The sequence below is a fragment of the Pandoraea sp. genome (assembly GCF_004297875.1).
Taxonomy (GTDB): Bacteria; Pseudomonadota; Gammaproteobacteria; order Burkholderiales; family Burkholderiaceae; genus Pandoraea.
On the sequence record NZ_SCSK01000035.1, the window covers coordinates 285,274 to 306,501 of the forward strand.

The 21,228-nt window shown below is 62.5% G+C and carries 13 protein-coding genes; 4 read left to right on the forward strand and 9 right to left on the reverse strand.

What is annotated here, in order from left to right; all coding sequences use genetic code 11:
- Nucleotides 1–60 precede the first annotated feature (60 nt).
- From EPN80_RS10535 to EPN80_RS10545, 3 genes are all read right to left on the reverse strand, one after another.
- Nucleotides 61–8,538: a DUF4781 domain-containing protein gene (locus EPN80_RS10535; RefSeq protein WP_293026484.1), complete on the reverse strand. Its 8,478-nt coding sequence runs from the start codon at nt 8,536–8,538 to the stop codon at nt 61–63.
- 678 nt (nt 8,539–9,216) lie between these two features.
- Nucleotides 9,217–10,773, reverse strand: coding sequence for an AMP-binding protein (locus EPN80_RS10540; protein ID WP_293026486.1), 1,557 nt, complete (start codon nt 10,771–10,773; stop codon nt 9,217–9,219).
- A gap of 107 nt (nt 10,774–10,880) precedes the next feature.
- Nucleotides 10,881–11,777 (reverse strand): LysR family transcriptional regulator, encoded by an 897-nt coding sequence (locus EPN80_RS10545; protein WP_293026488.1) that lies wholly within the window; start codon nt 11,775–11,777, stop codon nt 10,881–10,883.
- Between the two features lie 98 nt (nt 11,778–11,875).
- Here EPN80_RS10545 and EPN80_RS10550 point away from each other — a divergent pair, with 98 nt between their 5' ends.
- The 3 genes from EPN80_RS10550 (at nt 11,876) to EPN80_RS10560 (ending at nt 15,627) form a co-directional block, all read left to right on the forward strand.
- Nucleotides 11,876–13,036, forward strand: a complete 1,161-nt coding sequence (locus EPN80_RS10550) for an acyl-CoA dehydrogenase (RefSeq protein WP_293026490.1) — start codon at nt 11,876–11,878, stop codon at nt 13,034–13,036.
- 37 nt (nt 13,037–13,073) lie between these two features.
- The gene (locus tag EPN80_RS10555; protein WP_293026492.1) at nt 13,074–14,303 is read left to right on the forward strand and encodes an MFS transporter; all 1,230 of its coding nucleotides are present in this window, start codon (nt 13,074–13,076) and stop codon (nt 14,301–14,303) included.
- 247 nt (nt 14,304–14,550) lie between these two features.
- The gene (locus EPN80_RS10560; RefSeq protein WP_293026494.1) at nt 14,551–15,627 is read left to right on the forward strand and encodes a porin; all 1,077 of its coding nucleotides are present in this window, start codon (nt 14,551–14,553) and stop codon (nt 15,625–15,627) included.
- 20 nt (nt 15,628–15,647) lie between these two features.
- Here EPN80_RS10560 and EPN80_RS10565 read toward each other — a convergent pair whose 3' ends face one another.
- From EPN80_RS10565 to EPN80_RS10585, 5 genes are all read right to left on the reverse strand, one after another.
- On the reverse strand, nt 15,648–15,932 hold the full coding sequence (locus EPN80_RS10565) for an AraC family ligand binding domain-containing protein (protein WP_293026496.1): 285 nt from the start codon (nt 15,930–15,932) through the stop codon (nt 15,648–15,650).
- A gap of 153 nt (nt 15,933–16,085) precedes the next feature.
- On the reverse strand, nt 16,086–16,514 hold the full coding sequence (locus EPN80_RS10570; protein WP_293026593.1) for an organic hydroperoxide resistance protein: 429 nt from the start codon (nt 16,512–16,514) through the stop codon (nt 16,086–16,088).
- 42 nt (nt 16,515–16,556) lie between these two features.
- A complete protein-coding gene (locus EPN80_RS10575; RefSeq protein WP_293026498.1) occupies nt 16,557–17,018 on the reverse strand; it encodes a MarR family transcriptional regulator in 462 nt (153 codons plus the stop codon).
- Nucleotides 17,019–17,354: 336 nt separating this feature from the next.
- A complete protein-coding gene (locus EPN80_RS10580) occupies nt 17,355–18,509 on the reverse strand; it encodes a ShlB/FhaC/HecB family hemolysin secretion/activation protein (protein WP_293026500.1) in 1,155 nt (384 codons plus the stop codon).
- 291 nt (nt 18,510–18,800) lie between these two features.
- A complete protein-coding gene (locus EPN80_RS10585) occupies nt 18,801–19,343 on the reverse strand; it encodes a phospholipase D family protein (RefSeq protein WP_293026502.1) in 543 nt (180 codons plus the stop codon).
- Between the two features lie 211 nt (nt 19,344–19,554).
- On the opposite strand from EPN80_RS10585, the gene EPN80_RS10590 reads away from it, so the two are divergent.
- Nucleotides 19,555–20,475: an alpha/beta hydrolase gene (locus tag EPN80_RS10590; RefSeq protein WP_293026504.1), complete on the forward strand. Its 921-nt coding sequence runs from the start codon at nt 19,555–19,557 to the stop codon at nt 20,473–20,475.
- Between the two features lie 47 nt (nt 20,476–20,522).
- Here the strand turns inward: EPN80_RS10590 and EPN80_RS10595 are convergent, their stop codons facing one another.
- Nucleotides 20,523–21,128: a TetR/AcrR family transcriptional regulator gene (locus EPN80_RS10595; RefSeq protein ID WP_293026506.1), complete on the reverse strand. Its 606-nt coding sequence runs from the start codon at nt 21,126–21,128 to the stop codon at nt 20,523–20,525.
- Nucleotides 21,129–21,228 lie beyond the last annotated feature (100 nt).

Consider the following 21,228-nt stretch of genomic DNA (forward strand, 5'->3'; position numbering starts at 1 on the left):
GCTGGCGCGCAACGGGGCGTCGATCGACAAGGAGATGCTGTTCTCCGTGAGTTCGGTTACCTAAACGACCTGCGTATTCGGCGCGGGGGTGAAACGATACCAGCTGCCGTCTCCGGTCATATTGACTGTCTGGTCTTCGCCGAGGCTCAGCGCAAAGTCGGGTGCGAGCACCTCCGAGCCAAGGATGTCGGCCAGCTGTTGCGCGTAGGCTTGCGGCCCGCCGAAGCCCGCATAGTCGGACGCCAACAGAACTGGCAAACGCCGCAGACTGCCCCCGTCGAGATTGATGTCGTGCGCGAGCCGATCCGGAGACAGCTCGTCACCGTTCTGGTCGAACACGGTCCCGGCGTGTGCGCCAAGCGCCTGCACCGTGTAGTAAGCATCGGGCCCGCCCGGCACAGGCAAGCGCGCGGGGATCCAGCTCGGCAGATAGCTCAGGTTTGGACTGGACAGCGGCGCGTCGCGCCACGGCACCTCGACGCGCAGCGGCAGCATGCCCGGCGTGCCCGCATTGCGTAGTTGGGCCACGAGAGACAGGCTCCCGTACTTATCGGTCTCGAACCGGAACTGTTCAACATCCAGCCCCCAGGCGCCCAATGCGCGCGTCAGCGAGATCGCCAGAGGTGTTTGCGCCGGATCGGTGCCGTTCGCGAAAGCGTCCTCCGTCAGCTGGTTGGTCACGCCATCGACTACGATCCGGCCGCCTGGCGCCGGCGCAAGATTGAAGTGATCCAGCAACGACACCAGCAGGCGGCTGCCGGTGCCCTTCGGCAAATCACCGCGATAGAAAGAGAGAATGTCGGTCGCCCGCGCCCAATTGTCGGATCGCGCGCCTTCGCGGTGATCTACCGCGACATAAAGACCGGCGACGTCGTCAGCACCCGGATACGCTGTCAGCCATGACTCCTCGCTACGCCCATATTCCAATCCCAGATCGGCGTGCTCCTGGGGACCGAACGGCATGGCCCAGCCGGGGGTGTCGGCGGTCGAAACATTGACGGGCCGCACCAGTGAACCGACATCGCTGCCGTGCGCCGCTGGTTTCAGTTGCGCGGCCAATGCCAGCGCGGTGTCCTCCGATACGCCGGCATCGAGCAGCGCGTTCTTCATCCTGACAGGATCAAGCGCGCTGACGGCGGCTTGTGTGCCTGTCGCCGAACCCGCCGCCCGCGTATCGCCATCCTTCACGATTGGCAGCGACGGGTAAAAACGCGAGAAGCGCAGATCCCCGGTGTCGATGATCGAATACTGCTGCTCACGCCAAGACGCCAACTCCGCTCCGTTTTGCCATTCCTCCCTCGGCGCGACACGCACGTCGACCGAATAGCCACCTTCGTCCTGCAACAGATAATAGATGACCGGACTGTTCGCCGCGATCGTGTGAAAACCCGCATCGACCGGCTTGCCGCGCATCAGCGGATATAACTGCTGCAAGGCATCGGTGACCCGCTGAATGACCGGCGCCAGTATCATTTGACCGCCACCTTCGTCAGTCTGCGCGCCCGGTCCGCACGAATAGAACAGGATCGGCGCCTTGCCGTCCCATCCCGCGCCGATGATCAACGCCGCTTCGTCCTCGGGCGTCAACGTCTGCGCCGGGTCATGATAGAAGAACTCGTTCGGGTTCGCGTGCTGACTCACGACGAAATAACCCGGCGGCGCCGGCAGCAGCAACGGGTTGGGGTTGCCCGATCGATCGCGGCCGACCATCCAGTTCTCCAGAAACGTATCGAGAGTGACATACACCGGGAGATCCGGCTCGCGGCGGGGATAGCTCGCGAGTTGCGTGCGGCCACCGCCGGCCGATGCGTTAATGGCGTCGATGTCATTGCCGCGAATGAGCGGCTTGCCCGCTTCGAAGTTGCCGGGATACGCAACCGATACGTTGCCCTCGTAATCGTCCATGAACCTTGCCACCCAGCGATTCCCAGCGGTATCGCGGTAGGCGCTCGCAACGGTCTGGCCCGAGCCGTCGACGACCGCAACGGTGGGGTTCGATTGATTTCCAATATTGTTTGCGCCGTATTGCCCGCCGCTTGCTCCGGGTTGCCGTGACGCATCGATCGTCCGCGCGAGCGCATCGAGTTCGTCGACGTGTTCGGTGTCTCCCGCCGGGTCATCGAGGGCGTAGTGCGTGCCCGCGAGCCGCCCGCCGCTGTTCAGCAACCCCGTGATAAGTTCGTCCATCACGGCACCGTTCTGACGCACGTCATCCGGCACGAGCCAACCGCCGGTCGCGGCGTCGATCTCGACTGCGGGTTTTGTCCCCGCACGCCCTTCGAACGGGTACGCAAAGCGGATCGGCATTGCACACCGGGGGTTGACGTCGATCTGGTCCGGAGTCAACGGCAATCCACCCGGCCGGATCGTCGCGATTACGCTTTGCGGCGGCACAACGCCGTCCACGCCCACCGCGCTGCTGTCGACGATCGCGACGCCGTGCGACTCATTGGCTATCCAGCGAGCTTCGCCCAACGAACCGTAGGATGAACTCAAACCGTGCTGCGCCGGGTCTTGAGCATCTGGTGCGAACACGCCGTAAGTCACCCCCTCGATGCGGCCGTACGAACGCAGCACGGCAGATATCACCTTCGCCAGCGCGACGGGATTGGCGCGGGTTTCGGCGGGGATCTCGTAGCTGCGCATCGGCGGCGCGACAGGCCACTCCGCCGGCTGGTTGCGCGCCGGCGGTTGGGTCGGCACATGCGCGTCCCCGCTGCTCGGCCCCAGCGACATTGGAACCGCTATGGCGCCCCCCGGCGGGTCCGTCAAACCGGCGCCGGGCTCATCGGCCTTGACGATCGGCAGCGACGGATAGAACCGCGAGAAGCGCAGGTCTCCGGTGTCGATGATCGACACCTGCCGCTGACTCAGCCAGGTCGCCACGGCCGGCGAGTTCTGCCAAGCCTCCTGCGACGCGACGTGGACCTCCGTCGCATAGGGAGCGACGTTCGCGCTGGATACCGTATCAATATCAACCAGACTGTTCGCCGCGATGGTGTGAAAGCCTGCGTCGACCGGCTTGCCGCGCATCAGCGGGTACAACCGCTGCAAGGCATCGGTGACCCGCTGGATGACCGGCGTCGGAATCAGTTGATCGCCGCCTGGGTCGATCTGCGTGCTCGGCGCGCACGAGTAAAACAGGATCGGTGCCTTGCCGTCCCACCCCGCGCCGATGATCAGCGCCGCTTCGGCTTCGGGTATCAACACCGCGTCGGAGCGATTGACGAACCCAATCGGGTTCGAATGCTGCTCGACAATGAAATAACCCGGCGGCGCGGGCAGCAATGAGGCGTTGCCCGATTCGTCGCTGCCGGGTACCCGGTTCTGCGGATCCGTATTGGCGCTGGAAACCACAGAGAGATCGGCCCCGCGGCGTGGATAACTCGCGAGTTGCGTGGGGCCATCTCCGGTCAACGCATTGATGGCGTCAATGCCATTGCCGCGAATCAGCGGCTTGCCCGCTTCGAAATTGTCGGGATACGCGACCGATACGTTTGCGCTGTAATCGCCCAGGAAGCCAGCTAGCCAACGGTTCCTGACTGGATCGCGGTATAGCGTCGCAACCATGCGGCCCGAGTCGTCGACGATCGCAGCGAGGCGGGGCCGATACCTGTTGTTGTTTGCGTCGCCTTGTCCGCCGCTCGATCCCTGCTGGGGTGACGTATCGATCGCCCGCGCGAGGGCATCGAGGTTGCCGAAGTGTTCGACTTCATCGGCTTGATCGCCGATCGCGTGCGCCGGATCGATGCGCCCCTTCGGGCTGAACAGCGCGTAGTGGGTGCCCGCGAGCCGCCCGCCGCTGTTGAGCAGTCCGGTAACGAACTCGTTCATCAGCGGGGCATTCTGACGCACTTCGCCAGGCACGAGCCAGCCGCCTGTGGCTGGATCGATCTCGACCGGGGGTGGCGCGCTCGCGCGCCCTGCAAACGGATACGAAAAGCGAATCGGTTTCACGTAACCGGTGTTGATGCCGATCTGCTTCGGGCCCGGCGAGAGTCCTCCCGGCCCGACCGTCGCGATCACATCTTGCGGCAGCACCTGGCCGTTCTGGCCCACCGCACTGCCATCGACCATCGCAACGCCATACGACGGCGACGCATTCGCGACCATGCGCGCGTCGGCCAGCGAGCCGTAGCGCGTCGGCGGTAGCGCATTGCGGCTGGCCAGATCGATCTCTTCCAGCAGTTTGTCAGCCTGCGTCGCGGTTTGCGAGGCATTGGACGAATTCAAGCCGCGCTGCGCCGGGTCGAGATCATTCGAGTACACGACGTACGTTGCCCCGTCGATGCGGCCATGCGTGCGCAGCACGAGCGACATGACCGTCGCCAGCTCGAGTGGATTGGAGCGCGTTGCTGCGGGGATCTCATAGCTGCCCGGTGGTGGCGCGGCGATGCTGGACACCTGCGCCGTCAGGGCGCGTGCCGTCTCGTCCGAAACGCCGACGCTGCGTAATGCCGGGTGGAGTTCAGCGGGATTGATTCCGGCGATCGCCTGCAGCGTGGTCGGCGATGGATACTGATCCAGCACGCCGGAATGCAGCGGGTTGGCCAGGTCCATCAAGCCTTGCCGCCACCCGTCCTCGGGCGTCACTGGAACGGAGGGATTCAGGTCATACGCCGCCGGCACCCCGCCCTGCCCGCCCCCCGCCGCCCGCTTCCCCGGTGGCAGCGTTAGTAAGGCATCCTGCAGATTGAGCGCGTTCGGCTTGACGAAGCTGTGCAACCCTCCTTGATTGCCATGCGCCCCATCCCTCCCGCCGATGCCAGCGACCGCGTCCTGCCCCTGCTCGCTTTGCTGCCCCTGTCCGCTCTGGTTCTGTCCTGTCTGGTTCTCCAGCCTGGCGATCACGTTGCCCGCCACGCCCATCGCCGCGGCTTGAGTGATTTCCCCGCTCCCCCGCGGCGTGAATGCCTCGCCCGGCGCGCCCACCGCAGGCACCATCGCGGCGTTCGGGTTGCTCGCCGCCAGCGCGTTGCGCTGCGACACAATGGTCTTGTCCACCGCGAAAGGCACCAGATTCATTGCCATCTGCGCGGCCTGCCACCACTTCTGCCCGCTCGAGAGCGCACTCCAGTTCTGCACCAGCGAGGCGCCCTGCTTGAGCGACATGTATCCGCCGCCGGCCATCGCCGGCAGATTCGTCAGTCTCGCCGCCCCCTCCCAACTGCGCGCGCTCGCCCTGACCGCGTCCACCGCCGCCGGATCGGCCCCCGCCTGTTCCATGCCGTTCGCCAGCGCCGCCACCCGTGCACCCTTGAACGCGAGCCCGCTGGCGCCCATGGCCACCAGGCTCACCGTCCCTGTCATCCAGTCCTGCGTGGCCTTGCCGCCGGCGAACGGGTTGATCGCCTGGCCGTGCTCGCCGAGGTTGGCCAGATCGTCGAACGAGCGATACGCGCCCCATCCCATGCCCGCCGCCATCACCCCCAGCAGCGATGCCCCCGCAACCGAGCCCACCCCGGTAAACATCAGCCCCACGCCAGCCGCGACGGTGGCCACCGTCGCGATGCCGTCCATCGCGCTCTCCACTTCCTGACCGAAGCTGGTCTTGTGCGAAGCCACTTCGGCGTAGCTCGCGCTGGCATTGCCGCTGGCGCCGGCGCTGCTGCCCGGGCTGTAGCTCGCCAGTTCGATGTCCGATCCGGGCGCCGCGTTGCCGTTCTTGAGCCATGTGGGCACATACAGCTTGCCCCCGGCCAGCGCGTTGCTGTGCTGGTAGTCGTTCAGATTGTCGTACCGCCACCCCCGGTCGTCGATCAGTTTGGTGTGACCGTCCCGGTCTTTTGCGCTGAAGAGCGCCGAGGGGCTCGCACCCACCCCGTTTGATGCGTAGAACGTGGGGATCAGGCTCACCGTAAGCACCGCCCCGGTGCCGCCCGCACTGCTCTGACCAGGCAGGCTCACGCCCGCCGTCGTTTGCAGCTCCTTGGCGATCGGATTCACGATCTGCTGCAATTTCGGGTTGTGCGCGTACAGGTTTTCGCCCTGATACGTCCCGATGCTGATCTGGTGCAGCAGCGCGCCTTCCGTGAGCGGCTTGCCATAAATGTCCACCGGCACCGCGTGCCGGCCGTCCAGCGTGCTCTGCGCGCTGAAGTTCACCAGCCCGCCGGCCGGGATCTGGTATTTCCCGGCGCTCAGCGCCTGGGCAATCTGCTGCTCGCTCATCGCCTTGCCCTGGTTGTCCGTAGGCGGGGCCACGTGCGCGTACTGCCCGGTGGCCAGCAGTTTGGCCAACTGCTGCGGCGTGAGCAACTGCGCCTGGCCGCTCAGCGGTAGCGCATATTGCCCATTGACGATCAGCTGCGCCCACGCTTCATTGGAGACCGGCTTGCCCCCGCTTTGCGGCGCCGCATACCCGGCCTGCCTGAGCCACTGCGCGGCCATCAGCGGCGATTGCGCCTGCGCCGGCTGTCCGTTGGCGCCCGGCACGGTCGGCATCGCGATCGTGTCCGGCGCCATGTTCAGCCCCGCCGCGATGAAGTTGTCCAGCTGGGTCGTGTCGCCGAACTGCGACGCCCCGGTGCCGTAGTGTTGCCCGATGTCGTTGAAGTACGCTTGCAGCGTGGCCGGCGCGGCCTGCAGGAAACTCTGGTAGCTTTGCTGCGCATATTGCGCATTCTGCTTGCCGGCGGCTTCCTGTGCGCCCAGCTGGTACGCCTGGGTGAAGTTGTTCGCCGGCACATTCTTGGCGTTGTAGATTTGCGCGTTCAGCGCATCCGACAGATCCGTGCCATACCCGCCGCTCATCGCGTCGCGCACGCTCTGGAACAGCATCATCCCGCTGCCCGCGCTGCCCTGGATGACATAGATCAGGGTGCCGGACTTGCCTGTCGCCGTGGTGTTGCCCGCATCGAGCAGCCATGCCGCCATTTTATTGGCCTCGGCGTGACTCGGGTCTTGCTGGTCGGCCACTTGCACCGCCTGGCTCAAGCCTTTGTAGATGTCCTCGCCGCGCATGGCATCCGGCATGCCGCTGTTGGACTCGAACCACTGGCCGTTGAAGTTCTGCCGCAGCGTTTGCAGCGCCAGCGCCGCAAACTGCGGCGGCGCGTTTTTGGTGACCTGCTGCAGCCACACCCCGACCTTGTCCGCGTTCATCGTCGCGTCGTTTTTTTGCGCCGGCGTGGCGTTCTGCCCAGGGCTTTGAATCAGCGCCGCGTATTGGCTCTGGATGTAGCTCGCGCTGAATTTGGGCGCCCCGATGTTTTGCCACAGCGCGTCGGCTTCGCCCGGCAGCAGCGCCTGGCTCATGTTGGTGGCCAGGACTTGCAGCGCCTTCTGGTCGTTGGCTGTGCTGCGCGCGCCGCTGGTCAGCGCGTTCACCTGTGCCTTGACGCTGTCGTAGCGCACCGCTTCGCCCGCCCCCAGGATGAGGCCAATCTGCTGCTGCGTGTCCGGGCTCGCGTGCGCCATCGCGTATTGCAGGTATTGCTGGTTGTGCAGTTCCGTCTGGTCGGTAGCGCTCAGACTCGGGTCGTCGGGGTTGACCGCCGTGGCGTTGACCCCCGTCATTTTGTAGATCGCGTATTCCAGCGGGTCGCTCTGCGCCAGGTTTTTTTCCCAGGGGTTGCTGATTTGGCTGGGATCGATCCGCACCCCACTCATCTGGATTTGCGCCACAGCGATCGGGTTGGTCTGGGCCAACTGCTGTTCGGCCGGGCTGAGCATCGGATCGCTCGGGTCGAGCGTCGCCACGTAGTGCTGCAGGGTTTGCCTGGCCGAGACGACGCCGATTTGCCCGGCCAAGACCAGCGGCGGGGCATTGTCGCCTTGCGAATAGATTTCGCCGTTGTGCGCCTGGCCGACGGCTTGCTCGGCTTGTGTCTGTTCGTCGGGCGTCACGCTGTTACCGGCCAGGTCATCGCCCGCTTGCACGCGCGCGTATTCCCTCTTGGCTTCGGCAAGCGCCGAGTTCACGTCGCCCTCGTCGGCTCGACGCGCGCCGAGCGGCTCCTTGGCCAGTGCCGCCAGTGCCGCCTGCGCGTTGTCTAGATGCAGTTTGGCCGCGGCCAGCGCGACTTCGTGAGCCAGCGCCTGGTTCATGGCCGCGCTGGCCACGCTCATTTGTGCGGGAGTGGCCCCGGGGCTGTTGCCCACGACCTCCACCCGGAATGCCGCTTCGCTGGTCGCGCGCGACGCCGCGCTTTGGCTCTGGACCTGCGTGAGCGAATCGTCCACCACAGCGTCCAGGGTCGGGTCGTCCTTGCCGGTTGCCTTGATTTGCTTGGCTTGCGCGGCGATTGCCGCGTTCACGCTGCTCGTGTCGCCCGGGTCCCTCGCCGCATCCGCGGCCAGCCTCAGTTCGTTGGACACCGAGCGCTGCACCGCCGACCAGTCCGCATTGAATTTCTGGCCCGTCGGGTCGTTTTGCAGGAACGCACTGAATTGCGCGTCGGTCATCCCGTTCGGATATTGCTTCTGCAGCGCAGTCTGCACCGCCTTCGTATCGGCCTGGGCGATCGCCAGACGCCGCGCAGTCTCCGCCGCGGCGGCCAGCAGCGCCTGTTGAGTGCTCTGGCCGGGGGCGTTCACCTGGGAAGCTGGGGGCGTCGCTGGATCGCCGCCGTTGGGCGATCCGCCTGGGGTGTTGGCGTTAGCCGGCACATTCGCCCTGGTTGCAAGCGCAGATGGGTCGACGAGACTGCCGTCCACGCTCGCTATGTACATGTTCCATCCCCCTTGAAATGACGCCGGCCACGCAGTATCACTTGGCCGCCCGCGAGCCACGGAACGGCCGGGAATACGTCTGACGTCTGGAATCGGCTACGAAATCCGTAGGCGCGTCGGTTCGAGCAGCACTTGCCCCGATAGCTTCGGTGCCGAAGACGTTACAGGAGAGCAGGCTTGCGCAGACCGTCAGCGCGACCCATTTTGCGATATGGCACGGTACCGCTCAATCCAGCCATTTCGTAGTTCAAGACGGATGCTTTTGGGAAAACTTTGCAATCCTCGGTATTTTCGTAGGAGAGGGGCTATTCGGATTGAAATACCGAGGCAATCCAATGTGGCAATAAGCTTGGCAATGCCAGTGTCCACATTGCGTGTGGTACAACTGGGTCATCGTTGACCGCCGGCTTACCCCGACATTTGAGGGCCGGAGGCAGCTCTTGGAGGATTTCGCCGCGGCGTGTTAATTGCCCGCCGGGCTAACGCCGCCGCCGCCCACTTCTGGCAGCCTCGAAAATCATCGAGCGATGACGGGTGAGTGCTTTACGCCACGCGCCGATCCTGTCCCCGCCAATATCGCTCCTTGACGTCCTTGCGCGATAATTTTCCGTTGCCATTCTTCGGTAATTCGGCAACAAACTCGATCGAGCGCGGCTTTTTGAAGTCGGCCAGCAGGCCCCGGCAATGTTCGATCAAGTCGACGCTGCTGGCTTTGGCACCGTCGCGCAATACGACCACGGCCTTGATCGCCTCACCCCAGTGTTCGTCGGGCACACCGATGACGCACGCCTCGTAGATTGCCGGATGCCGATATAGCACCTGCTCGATTTCTGACGGGTAAACATTGAATCCGCCGGATATGATCATTTCCTTCTTGCGATCTACGATGTAGATGTAGCCCCGCTCATCGGTGCGCGCAAGATCGCCCGTGTGCAAACGCCCGCCCACCAGGGCGGCCGCAGTCAGTTCAGGCTCCCGCCAATAGCCGGCGAACACATCTGGACCGGCAATGACAATTTCACCGACTTCGCCATGGGGCAGCACATGACCGGCATCGTCGACCACCAGTACCTGCGACTCGCCGAACGGCCTGCCGCACGACGATAACAGATGCTCCTGCCCGCCCTCGATGGCAAGCCGGTGGTCATCGGTGCTCAATGTCACGAGTCCGCCGGTCGTCTCGCCGGCACCATAGCCTTGCGAGAGCACCGGACCGACGTTTTGCCACGCTTCCCTGACCAGCGCTGGTGCAATCGGCGCGCCGCCATATGACATCGTCTGTAGTGCACTTAAATCGTAAGCACCGATACGGGGATGCTTGACCAGCATGTTGATCATCGTCGGCACCAGGAAGCACGCCGTCGCGCGATGTCGTTCGAGCGAGGCAAGATAGGCGTCCGGCTCGAAGCGATCGTGCAGCAGGATCGTGCCACCCTGACTCAAGAACGGCTGAATGAACATGCCGCTGGCGTGCGTGATGGGGCCAGCCAATGCCAGCACATCACCCGGGCGCGCGCGCATGCGTCCCATGACGACCTTGCGCAGTGAAGCCATCCGGTTTCCCACGGTTTGCATCGCCGCCTTGAGCTTGCCGGTGGAGCCCGAGGTGAAATGCAGTACGGCAAGGTCGGTCTGCGCCATCTCGACGTCGGGGCTGGTGGATGCCCCCTGCGAAAGCAGAGTCTCGTATGCAATGAAATCCGGCGCCTCGCCGTCGATTGCGACATAGTATTCGACGCTTGGCAGCGAGGCACGCATGGCGTCGATCGAGCCCAGGTGATGTGCGCCTGCGAGCACGATGCGCGCCTGCGCGTTGTCTATCGTCTCTTGAGTCTCGGCGGGCGACAGTCGCGCATTCAAGGCAACCTTCACGAGCCCGGCTTTATATAGCGCACACTCGAGTTCGATCAGTTCCGGGCAGTTCCAAGCTTGCACGGCAATGCGGTCGCCCTTGACTGCGCCAAGCCCCAGCAACGCGTTGGCGAGGCGATTCGAGCGTTCATCCAGCGCCCGGTAAGTGATCCGCCGGTCCCGGAAAATGACCGCGATATGCTCGGGCCAGTAAGTCGCACTGCGGCTGATAAAACGTCCCTGGTTCATCAAAAGCTCCATTGGCATCGGTTTTGGTAGCGATTGATGTTAGGCGGGCGAGCGCCGCAAGCCGATGCGCCAACACGCCAAGACGATAACCCGGCGGAATGACCCCGCTACGGCTGGTTTGGCACGGCCTCTTTGAGCAGTTCGATGAAGCGCTGAGCCAGCGGCGACAGGTAGGCGCCTTTGCGAGTCGCGACACCGATGGTGCGCGGCCACATGCCCTCGCCCAATGGCAAAGCGCGCAGGCCATGACCACTGCGCGACAGGGTCAGGTCGCCGGTGATGCCGAGTAGATCGGAGCGCAACAGCACGCTCATGAGCGACCCGATGGTGGAATTGGTTTCGATCACCAGCCTCGGCGGCGGCAGCCCGGCATCGGCGAAACGCGCCTCGAGTCGCTGGCGGGCCGACACGTGACTGCCTGGCAGCAGCCAGCCAGCCTGTGCCAAGTGCACCAGGCGCAGGCGCGGCACTGAGAACAAGGGATGATCCTCTCGCGCGACGATGTGCATAGGGTCGTCGAACAGAGGTTGTTGCTCGAGGTCCTCGGCGTCGTGTTCAGTCAAGGCGCCGATGCACAAATCCAGATCGCCAAGACGCAGCGCGGCCCGCAACTTGTCATTCAAGCCGCTCATCACGCTCAAACGGGCGGCTGGGCGCAGGCGCAGCAATTCGGCGCAGGCGTCGCCAAAGAAGGTTTCAGCATAGTTGGGTGGCACACCGACGCGAACCAGGCCTATCTTGCCCAGACTCAGATCGCTGGCTTCCTTGATCGCATCGTCCAGATGCGTGCGCACGTGCTGCGCGCGCATGAAGAACGCCTGGCCGGCCGACGTCAGCGTCATGCCCTTGGCGGTACGGTCGAACAACTGCAAACCCAGTTCACGCTCCAGTCGCTGGATGCCCTTGGTCAGCGCCGGTTGCGTCTGGCCGACACGCTCCGCGGCACGGCCAACGTGGCCGGCTTCGGAGACCGCCAAAAAATAGTTCAGATCTTCCAGGCGCATTTCATTCCGCCGCGTTATTGAAAAGTCTTTGCAGATAATCCTTCGTCACATCCGAACTGTCAACATGGGGTTCCGACGTTCTCTTCAGGTTTGCCCTCATGGCCTATGAAATCAGTCCCCGTTTGCAAGCGCTACGTGAACGCTTGGCTACGTATCTCAATGACGAGTTGATCCCTCTCGAACGATCTGCCAATTATGGTTACGAAGACATCTTCCCAAGGGAGGTCGTTCGCGCCGTCTGGCAGCGTTCACGCGCGCTGGGGCTCTACGGACTGCAACTCCCGCCCGAATTGGGCGGCGCAGGCCTGCCTGTGAGCGAGTTGTGCGTGCTCAAGGACGACGCGGCGGCGTCCGGCGCCATTCTTTTCCCGCACGTGCTGGGCGACTGGGGCGGTCCGTCGCGCATCGGCAACCTGGTCAAGTATGCGACGCCGTATCAGGCCGAGCGCTACATTCTGCCGGTCGTGCGCGGCGAGAAAGGTGCGTGCTTCGCGATGACCGAACCGGCCTCCGGGTCGGATGCCGCCAGCATTCAGACGCGTGCCGTGCGCGATGGCGATGCTTTCATCGTGAGCGGTCGCAAGCATTACATCAGCGCATCGGCTTTTGCCGATTTCGCGGTAACGATCTGCGTGACGACACCGGGGTGCGGGACCGACGGCATCTCGGCGCTACTGATCGATCTCGATCAGCCAGGCGTGACGCTGAGCTACGACTGCGTGCCGATGACGGGCCAGCATGTCGACGCGGACATCACGTTCGACAACGTTCGGGTGCCAGCGGCAAACCTGATCGGTGCTGAAGGTCGGGGCTTCAAGATCGCCATGGACCGCATCAGCGTTAACCGCTTGCTGCACTGCCCGACCATGATCGGGCTGGCTCGCCAGGCGTACCGCATGGCGCTCGACTATGCCCACAAGCGCCAGCAATTTGGCGGACCGATCAGCCGCTTTCAGGCAATCCAACACATGCTGGCTGATATGGCCACGAGCCTGTATGCCTGCGAAAGCATGGTGACTGCCGCGGCGCGCGCGGTCGATGCAGGCCAGGACGTACGTGTCGAGGCGTCGATGTGCAAGCTCTTCGTCTCTGAGAAATGCTTCGAGATTGCCGACAAGGCGATGCAGATTCACGGCAACGTGGGCGTGACCAGGAACCATCCCGTCGAATTCATCTTTCGCCGACTCCGGCTCTACCGGATCGTCACCGGCACCAGCGAGATTCAACGCAATACCATCGCCAAGGCGATTCTGAACTGAAGCCGGCACATAATAAGCAAATCACGGAGACAAGCAGATGCAAGCCCTATTGAAGCACTACAAGATCATCACCATTCTGTTTCTCGGGTGGTTTTTAAGCTACGTCGATCGCTTCTTGATCAACATCGCCTTGCCTTTCATAGGCAAGGACTACCATCTGAGCGCGGCCTCCCAGGGATTGATGTTAAGCGTCTTCTTCGCCGGCTACGCACTCGTACAGATCCCCGGCGGCTGGCTTTCCGATCGTATAGGTTCGCGCAAGGTAATGGTGTTCTCGGTATTGATGTTGTCGGTCTTTACCGCGCTGACCGGTCTGGCGTGGTCGGTCACGTCGCTACTGGTGATCCGCTTTTTGTTCGGCATGGCTGAAGGCGGCTTTCCGACGGCCAGCTTCAGAGCGCTGTCGGAATATTTCCCAGCCACCGATCGATCCAAAATTCAGTCGGTTCTGTTATCGTCCAATCCCTTGGCGCTGGTGATCGCCCCCCTGGTGGCAGCACCACTGATTTACTGGCTGGATTGGCGACGGATGTTCATGATCGTGTCTGCCATGGGTATTCTTGCCACTGTGCTCTACGCACGCGGACTCGGCCGCCCCACGCAGTCGTCTTCAGCCGCGCAAGCACCTGGGCGGCACGGACCATTGATCAGCGTGCTTCGCGATCCGGTGGTGTGGAAAATCTGTGTCGTCAATTTCGGATTGAACGTGCTCATCTGGGGCTTCCTGTCGTGGTTGCCGTCGTATTTGTTGCGGGTCCGGCATCTGGATCTGCTGCATGTCGGTGTGCTCTCGTCGTTGCCTGGCATTGCAGGCATCGCAGGCATGTTGATCGGAGGGTGGCTGGCGGACTCGTACTTCGCCTACCGCGAAAAGTATCTCCTGATGATTACCGTGGGCCTGGCCGCACTGTGTTTGCTGGCCATGATCAATGCCTCATCGCTCTCCGCGGTGATCGTTTGCCAACTGATCATCGCCTTCTCTCTGAAGGTCGCCTTTATCGCCATCTGGTCGATGCCGCTTAAGTTCGAGAATACCAATGCAACAGGATCCACGGCTGGCGTGATCAACATGGGCAGCCAACTGGCAGGGGTTGTTTCGCCTGCCGTCATGGGATTTCTGATTTCCGCCTACGGCGGGTCATATACCGGCGCGTTCGTCTTCCTTATCGCTTGCGCGGTGCTGTGCATCGTCATTTCTATGACGATGCGCGTCGCATCACAGCGAAACTACCCGGCCTCCATCGAGCAGCAGACCCAGCCGCATTGACAGTTGCCGCGCGCCCGGCGCGGCAACTGTCATTCACGAAGTAAAGCGCCCGGTTTCGCCCTCGGGTGCAGGGGTTGCACACCCCCAGCGACTTGCGCGGTGCGCGACGCGCGGCGCGTTATCCGTGATCGGCTCTTAATCCATAGCAATTAATTCACCATTAAAGATAAGCACTGCTATTTATAAATAGCGTTGAATTCGTGATCCCGAATTCGGCATCGACGAATTCACTAAAAAGGAGACATTGATGAAAAAGTATTTGGTTGGTGCAATCGTCGCCGGACTGATGGCGGTAAACGTGCACGCCCAGAGTCATGTCCAGCTCTATGGCATCCTCGATGCCGGAGTGACCTACGTGAACAATCTCGGAGGCAGCCGCGCGCTTCTGGAGAACGCCGGCATTATGCAGGGCAATCGCTGGGGACTGCACGGGACGGAGGATCTGGGTGGTGGACTGAAGGCCATATTTGTCCTCGAAAACGGCTTTGTCCTGAATAGCGGCGCCTTTGCGCAGGGAGGCCGGGAATTCGGCCGCCAGGCCTTTGTGGGCCTTGCGTCAGCTCGCGCGGGCAGGGTCACCCTCGGCCGACAATACGATTTCATGCACGACGCATTGATCGCCGACACCGCCGCCGTGCAGGTCACCACCGCCAGCGGTTTTCACCTGCTCGATGCCGACCGGCTGGCAGGTCAACGCGTGGATAACGCGATCAAATACCTGACGCCCGGATTCGCGGGCCTTCGGTTGGGCGCCCTCTATGGCTTCAGCAATACGCCCGACGCCTTTGCGGGCACGGCAAGCGCACCGCGCGTCATCAGTTTCGGTGCGATGTACCGACGAGGCCGCTTGTCACTTGGCGCGGCGTACGCCAAGGCAGACGGCAGATCGGGCAGTTTGGCTACCGAGGCGCTGGCAGGGGACTCGCTGCGCACCATGGGTCTTGGCGGTCGCTACAATTTCCGCAGGCTGGTGGTATTCGGAAACGTGACCAATACCCGCCTTACACATATGGCCGGCGGCGGGAATGCGATCATGAACAACTACGAGCTAGGCGCCGCTTATCAATTGACGCCCGCCATTCGCTACGGCGGCGGCTATACATATACTACTTTTTCCGGTCATCCGTACCACCAAATCAACGCCGCAATTCATTACTATTTCTCGAAACAGACCGACCTTTACCTCGGTTTGAATTTTCAGCACACAAACAATAATAAAACCGGTGCTGGCATGTTCCTGATCGCTACGCCAGGCAGCTTCAAGGGCTTTTCCACATCAGGCAATCAGTTGGCCGCTCGCATCGGTCTGCGGCACATCTTTTGATCGACGCCGCGCATGAGCGCCTACCGCGCACCCCGCCGCGCCGCCCAATAGGTCGCGCCCTGTGGGCCATATCGTTCCGAGTGAGGCGCCTGGCGAGCAACGGCGAAGGTGTCGCCCTCGCTCAGATGGCGTGTTACGCCATCGCAGGTGAGCCACATATCGCCCTGTGTGACGAGGCCGCGCGCGTCGAAATCGTGAGTATGCGTATCGAGATTCGTATCGGGCGCCCAGCGACGCTCGAGCATCTCGTCGAAACCGGCGGCGCGGGCTTCGGCGGCAAACTCGTCAAAGGTCTTTGCGTTCATGATTTTTCCTGGACAAACGGTTTGGCCGCGACGCGTCGAACCGGCCGGGTAACAGCCTGGCAATAGCTCCACCGATCACCGCAGGCGCGGGTGTCTGCGCCCAATCCCCGGAGTGGGGCCGGCCAATACGGCACCCGGCAAACGCCGCAGGACTCAAACCAGCGTCAACTCGACTTCGATATTGCCGCGTGTCGCGTTCGAGTAGGGGCAAACCTGGTGCGCGGTGTCGACCAGATCCTGCGCCACGGACCGATCGAGGCCAGGCAGATGGATCGCCAGTTTGACTGCAATGCCGAAGCCGGCCGGAATAGGGCCGATGTCGACGCTCGCGTCGATGGAGGCGTCACCAGGAACCACAACTTTTTTCATTCCTGCCACATGCTTGAGTGCCCCCATGAAGCACGCCGAATAGCCGGCGGCGAAGAGTTGCTCGGGATTGGTCGCGTTGCCGGCGCCGCCCATGACTTTGGGCAGTGCGAGCTTGACGTCCAGCAATCCGTCGTCGCTCACCGAGCGGCCGTCGCGGCCACCCGTGGTATGCGCTTTTGCGGTGTAAATCACTTTATCGAGTTTCGTCGTCATCATGCATCCTTGGATAGGTGAACAGGTGAGATTGAGGGGAAATCAGGCCATCAGCCGTTGACGGAAGGCCTTGACGCTTTGGCCCAGAGACATTAATTCAGATACCGAACAACCCGAAAGCTGGCGAATGCACGAGGGTATGCTCGCGGCCGCGCCCTTGAGGTCGTTACCCGCCTTTGACAACTTGACGCGCACGCGACGCTCGTCGTCGGCGTCGCGTAGCCGGGTGAGCAATCCGTTTGCCTCCATGCGTTTAAGTAATGGCGTCAACGTACCGGAATCCAGAAACAGACGTTCGCCGATTTCCGACACAGTCAGTCCATCGCTCTCCCACAACACCAGCATCACCAGGTATTGCGGGTAGGTCAGCCCGATCGCATCGAGCAACGGTTTGTAGATTTTCGTCATGGCAAGCGACGTCGAATACAGCGCAAAGCAGAGCTGATTCTCTAGACGCAGGTCTGGACTTAAGGCTTGATCGGCGGGTTTCGATTTCTTCGGCATGGCTCCAATATAGTACACAATTAAATTGTGTGCAATTTAAAATTTCAATCGATCACATGATGAGCACTGTTGAAAACCTTCTTTGGAGCCTGCCTGCCAGCAATTGCGGGAAACGCCGCGCCGGATTGTTCATTCAGACTGCAGAAGCGAATATTCGGCCGAATCTCATATTTCAAAATGACGCCGACTCGCATAATGCATGCACCTCTTTGTGCAGAGGTCGGCCTTTTCATCCCCGTGAAAGGCCCGTTTTTACACCCGCCCTCGTGGCGGGTTTTTTTTAGCCCGCGGCGCGTGCACGAATGCCCCGCACACGCCATATCAATGCGCGCCAACTCAATAAAATGGGATCGAGAAGTTCGCGTTGAGCGACTCGAAACGATAAGCCCAGCCGCCGGCACCGGGCGCCGCCGGCGCCAGCGGCGAACCCACCCGCTGCAATAGCGAGAAATCGACATACCCCATGCCGAGATAATGGCGCTGCGTCAAGCCAATTTGGGCGTAGGTGTTGCCTGTCGTTTGATCGCCAGCCGCCTGATCGATGCTGCGCGTGACCGTGAACAACAGAGATGTCTGGCCATCGCGCGAGCCATTCAACACGTGCCGCACCCGCCATTGCAGCGAGTGGAAAGCATTGTCGCTCGACGGCACGCTCTGATCGGTCGAAAAGACCGAACTGCCGGAGACGCCGAATGTCCACGCGTCGCTCCACGGCACTATGTAGTTGGCCCTGAGGCCCTGGTTGGTTGGATCGTTCGCCGCGTTCTGCAGATCCTTGCTCCAGGTGGTGTTGAGCAAGCCTCGCAAGCCCAATGGATCGTTGACAGTCAGGCCGGCGGTACCCTCCATTTTGCCGGTGCTGGTCATGCCGTTGTTGTTCAGACCGACGTTGAATTGCCAGGGCCGCTCGTTGATGACTTGCCAACCGACATCACCCTCGCCCGGCACGCTGCTGCGCCGCACATTCAGGGTCGGCAGCCAACTGCCGCGTTGCGGTTGGTATTGGGTGATCGCGTAGCGGATATTTTGCGTGATGCGGTTCGCGCCACGCGCTTCGAGCCGGAAGCAGTCCGACACCAGTGCGGTTCGATTGGCGAGCACAGACGGCGCGTTTGCCGATGCGTTTGCCGGCGAGGGGACGCTTGCCGCGCTGGCGGGGTCGGGCGCGGTGCCGTCGACCTGGGACGCGCCCGGCGGTTGGGGCAACGGCGTGACCTCGACGCCGCCTGACGTTATCGGAGCGGCCGTCACTTCGGTCAGCGGCGCAGTCACGATCGAATGCCGGCCGAGCTCGCCGCCGCTATTGAACGTCTGGCGGGGCAGCGGGACGTCGGTCGATGCCGATGACCATTGGCTTGCCGGCAACGTGAACCCATAGGCGGCCGACGCCACGAAACAAGGCATGCCGGCCGCCTGGGCCAAGCCTGGAAAAGCAGTGACGCCAGCGACACCCAGCCAGAACCACTTCACGAAACGTCCGAGAGAAACCATACTGCCGTCACTTGAATAACACTTCAGTGGTCAAAGCGATATTTTAGTGCCTTATATTTGTTCGGTGAACGCATGCGCGCGGAACCAACTGGAGATTTGTCGACTCCCATGAATGCAGGACTTCCCCAGAAGTAATTTCACCCGCCACCGGTATCTCGCCGTCGGCGGGTTTTTTTCTTCTTCGACTCGCCCCAGGATTCAGTCGAAGATCGGCCCGCCCTTCTCTTATCGATGCCTTATGCATGGCAGTGCGTCGTCGGCGTCGGCCGCGCTAGACGTCGACGCCGGGCCTCACCCGCCGCGCCGATAGGGTTCCGACTCCCGATAGAGTCGCTCGAATTCTTTCCGATACCTGTCGAGCAACGCCGGCGCGCCACGAAAAATATTGAAATTCTCGGCATTTTTTTCATCACCGGCACGCGTGAAATTCATTGATCCGAATCCCAAAGTACGATCCGCAATAATGAACTTGTGATGCATGATCGCGTACTTTTTATCGATCGCCACGTCGACGCCCGCTCGCGCCAGATAGGTGGCGCCGCTATATCGGTCAGTTTCATTGGCGGAATCGAGCACTACCCGCACGTGCACGCCGCGAGCGTGGGCTTGCTTCAGCGCCCGTGCGATCTGGTACGAGGTCAGGAGATACCCGGCCAGCATGACACGCTGACGAGCGCCGTCGATCATTTCGACCACTGCGCGTGCCGCGCCGCCGTCGGGAGAGAAGACCACCTGCACGGTGGCGCCGTGCAATGCCACCGGCGGGTTGGGTTGCGCATGTAACGCGCCGGCGAGGCACAACAACACGGCGGCATAGCGTGAAAAGCGTCGCATAGGGTTCGGCAGGAAGCGTTTGAGAGGCCGGCCATTGTAGCGGCACGGCACGCGTTACGAATGAGCCCCGTCGACGCCAACGCGACTCCCGGAAAATTCCTGTCGCCATCGGGGCGTTGTCCAGCGCCTCGAACGCAGGGTGCATCCAAATCGCGCTCCCGACCGTATTTAGAGATACCTTTGCCAACCAGCATTTTTCCGCGGAGCTTTTATGCCTGGCCCGATCTGGTCGAGACTTTTTCTGACGCCGCTCTTACTGGCCTCGCTCACCGCCTGCTCGCCACTGCGCACCATCGATCGCCTGACGCCCGACAATACCTATCGCCTGAGCGCGGGCATCGCCTATGGCCCGCTGGCCAGACAAAAGCTCGACATCTACGCGCCGCTTGGCGCGACCCGGCCGACGCCGGTCGTCGTGTTTTTCTACGGCGGCAACTGGGACAGCGGTGCCCGCGGCGAGTACCGCTTCGTCGGCGAGGCGCTCGCCGCGCGCGGCATCACCGCAGTCATTGCCGATTACCGCCTGTATCCGCAGGTCGTCTATCCGGCCTTTGTGGAGGATTCCGCGCGCGCGGTTGCGTGGACGCTCGCGCATATCGGATCCTATGGCGGAGACCCGCATCGGCTGTTCGTGATGGGACACAGCGCCGGCGCCTACAACGCCGCCATGGTGGCACTCGATCCGCGCTGGCTGGCCAGTTATGGCGACTCGCCAGGCATGCTCAGCGGCTGGATCGGGTTAGCCGGTCCGTACAATTTTCTGCCGATCGACGTCGACGAAATCAAGCCGATTTTTTTATTCCCGCACACGCCGCTCGCCTCGCAACCGATCAATCACGTCGCCGCAAACGCGCCGCCAGCGTTGCTGCTCACGGGCTCGGCCGACACGATCGTCAGTCCGGTGCGTAATTCCGGCGCCCTGGCCTCCGCGTTGCGCGCCGCGCACGACGCGGTCCAGACCGAAAACTACCGAGGGGTGACGCATGCGCTGCTGATCGGCTCGTTCGCCAAGCCGCTGCGCTGGGTCGCGCCGGCGCTGGCCCAGGTGGTGGCCTTCGTGAAGGATACGGCGCCGGCTGCGCGCCCGACGCCCAACCATGTGGCGCAGATCCTGCCGCGCGGGGCGTCGTGATGGCCGGCCGCGACATGGGGGGCGCGGCGGCCGTGCGGGGAGTCGGGTCAGCGCAGTCCGTCGAAACAAACGCGCAGCATGCTGGCGACGATCGCCTCGTCGTCGAGCTGGCTGTACAGACGCAGGTAGTCGACCGACGGGTCGCAGGTGCGGGCGTAATAGCTGAACAGGATCACATCGTCGGGCAATGCTGCGTCGAGTTGCCCGGCGGCCTTCGCCTGGCGCACCAGCGCCTTGAGTTGTTGATGCAGCTTGAGCACGCGCGCGACGTAGCGCAAGTTGCGCGTCAGCATATCGCGCACGTGGGGGCTGGTCGACGGCAGGAACGGCAGGCCGCCGCCGAGCCGCACGCGCAGCGCCCATTCGAGCAGATCGCTCAGGCGCTGAAGCGGCGTGAGCGTGGCCGGCATTTGCCCGAGATGCTCGATCGCGCCGTCGATCAGGCGGATCAATGCCTCGCCCACCAGATCCTCCTTGGACTTGAAGTGCTTGTAGAGGCTCGGCTTGGAAATTCCGACCTCGAGCGCGACGTCGTCCATCGTCATCAGATCGAAGCCCTTGCCGGCGAGCATCCGCGTGGCGGCGTCGAGGATCGCATCCTCGCGCAATTTGAAGGCTTGGTCCTTGAAACTCAATTTGCTGAAAATACTCATTGGTAAATATCGCTACTGTGTAGTAGTATTTTTTCCATAACGGTTTAAAGCATCTTAGCATCGTTCCGGGCAAAGACAACCGAAAATGCCGAAAAATCAG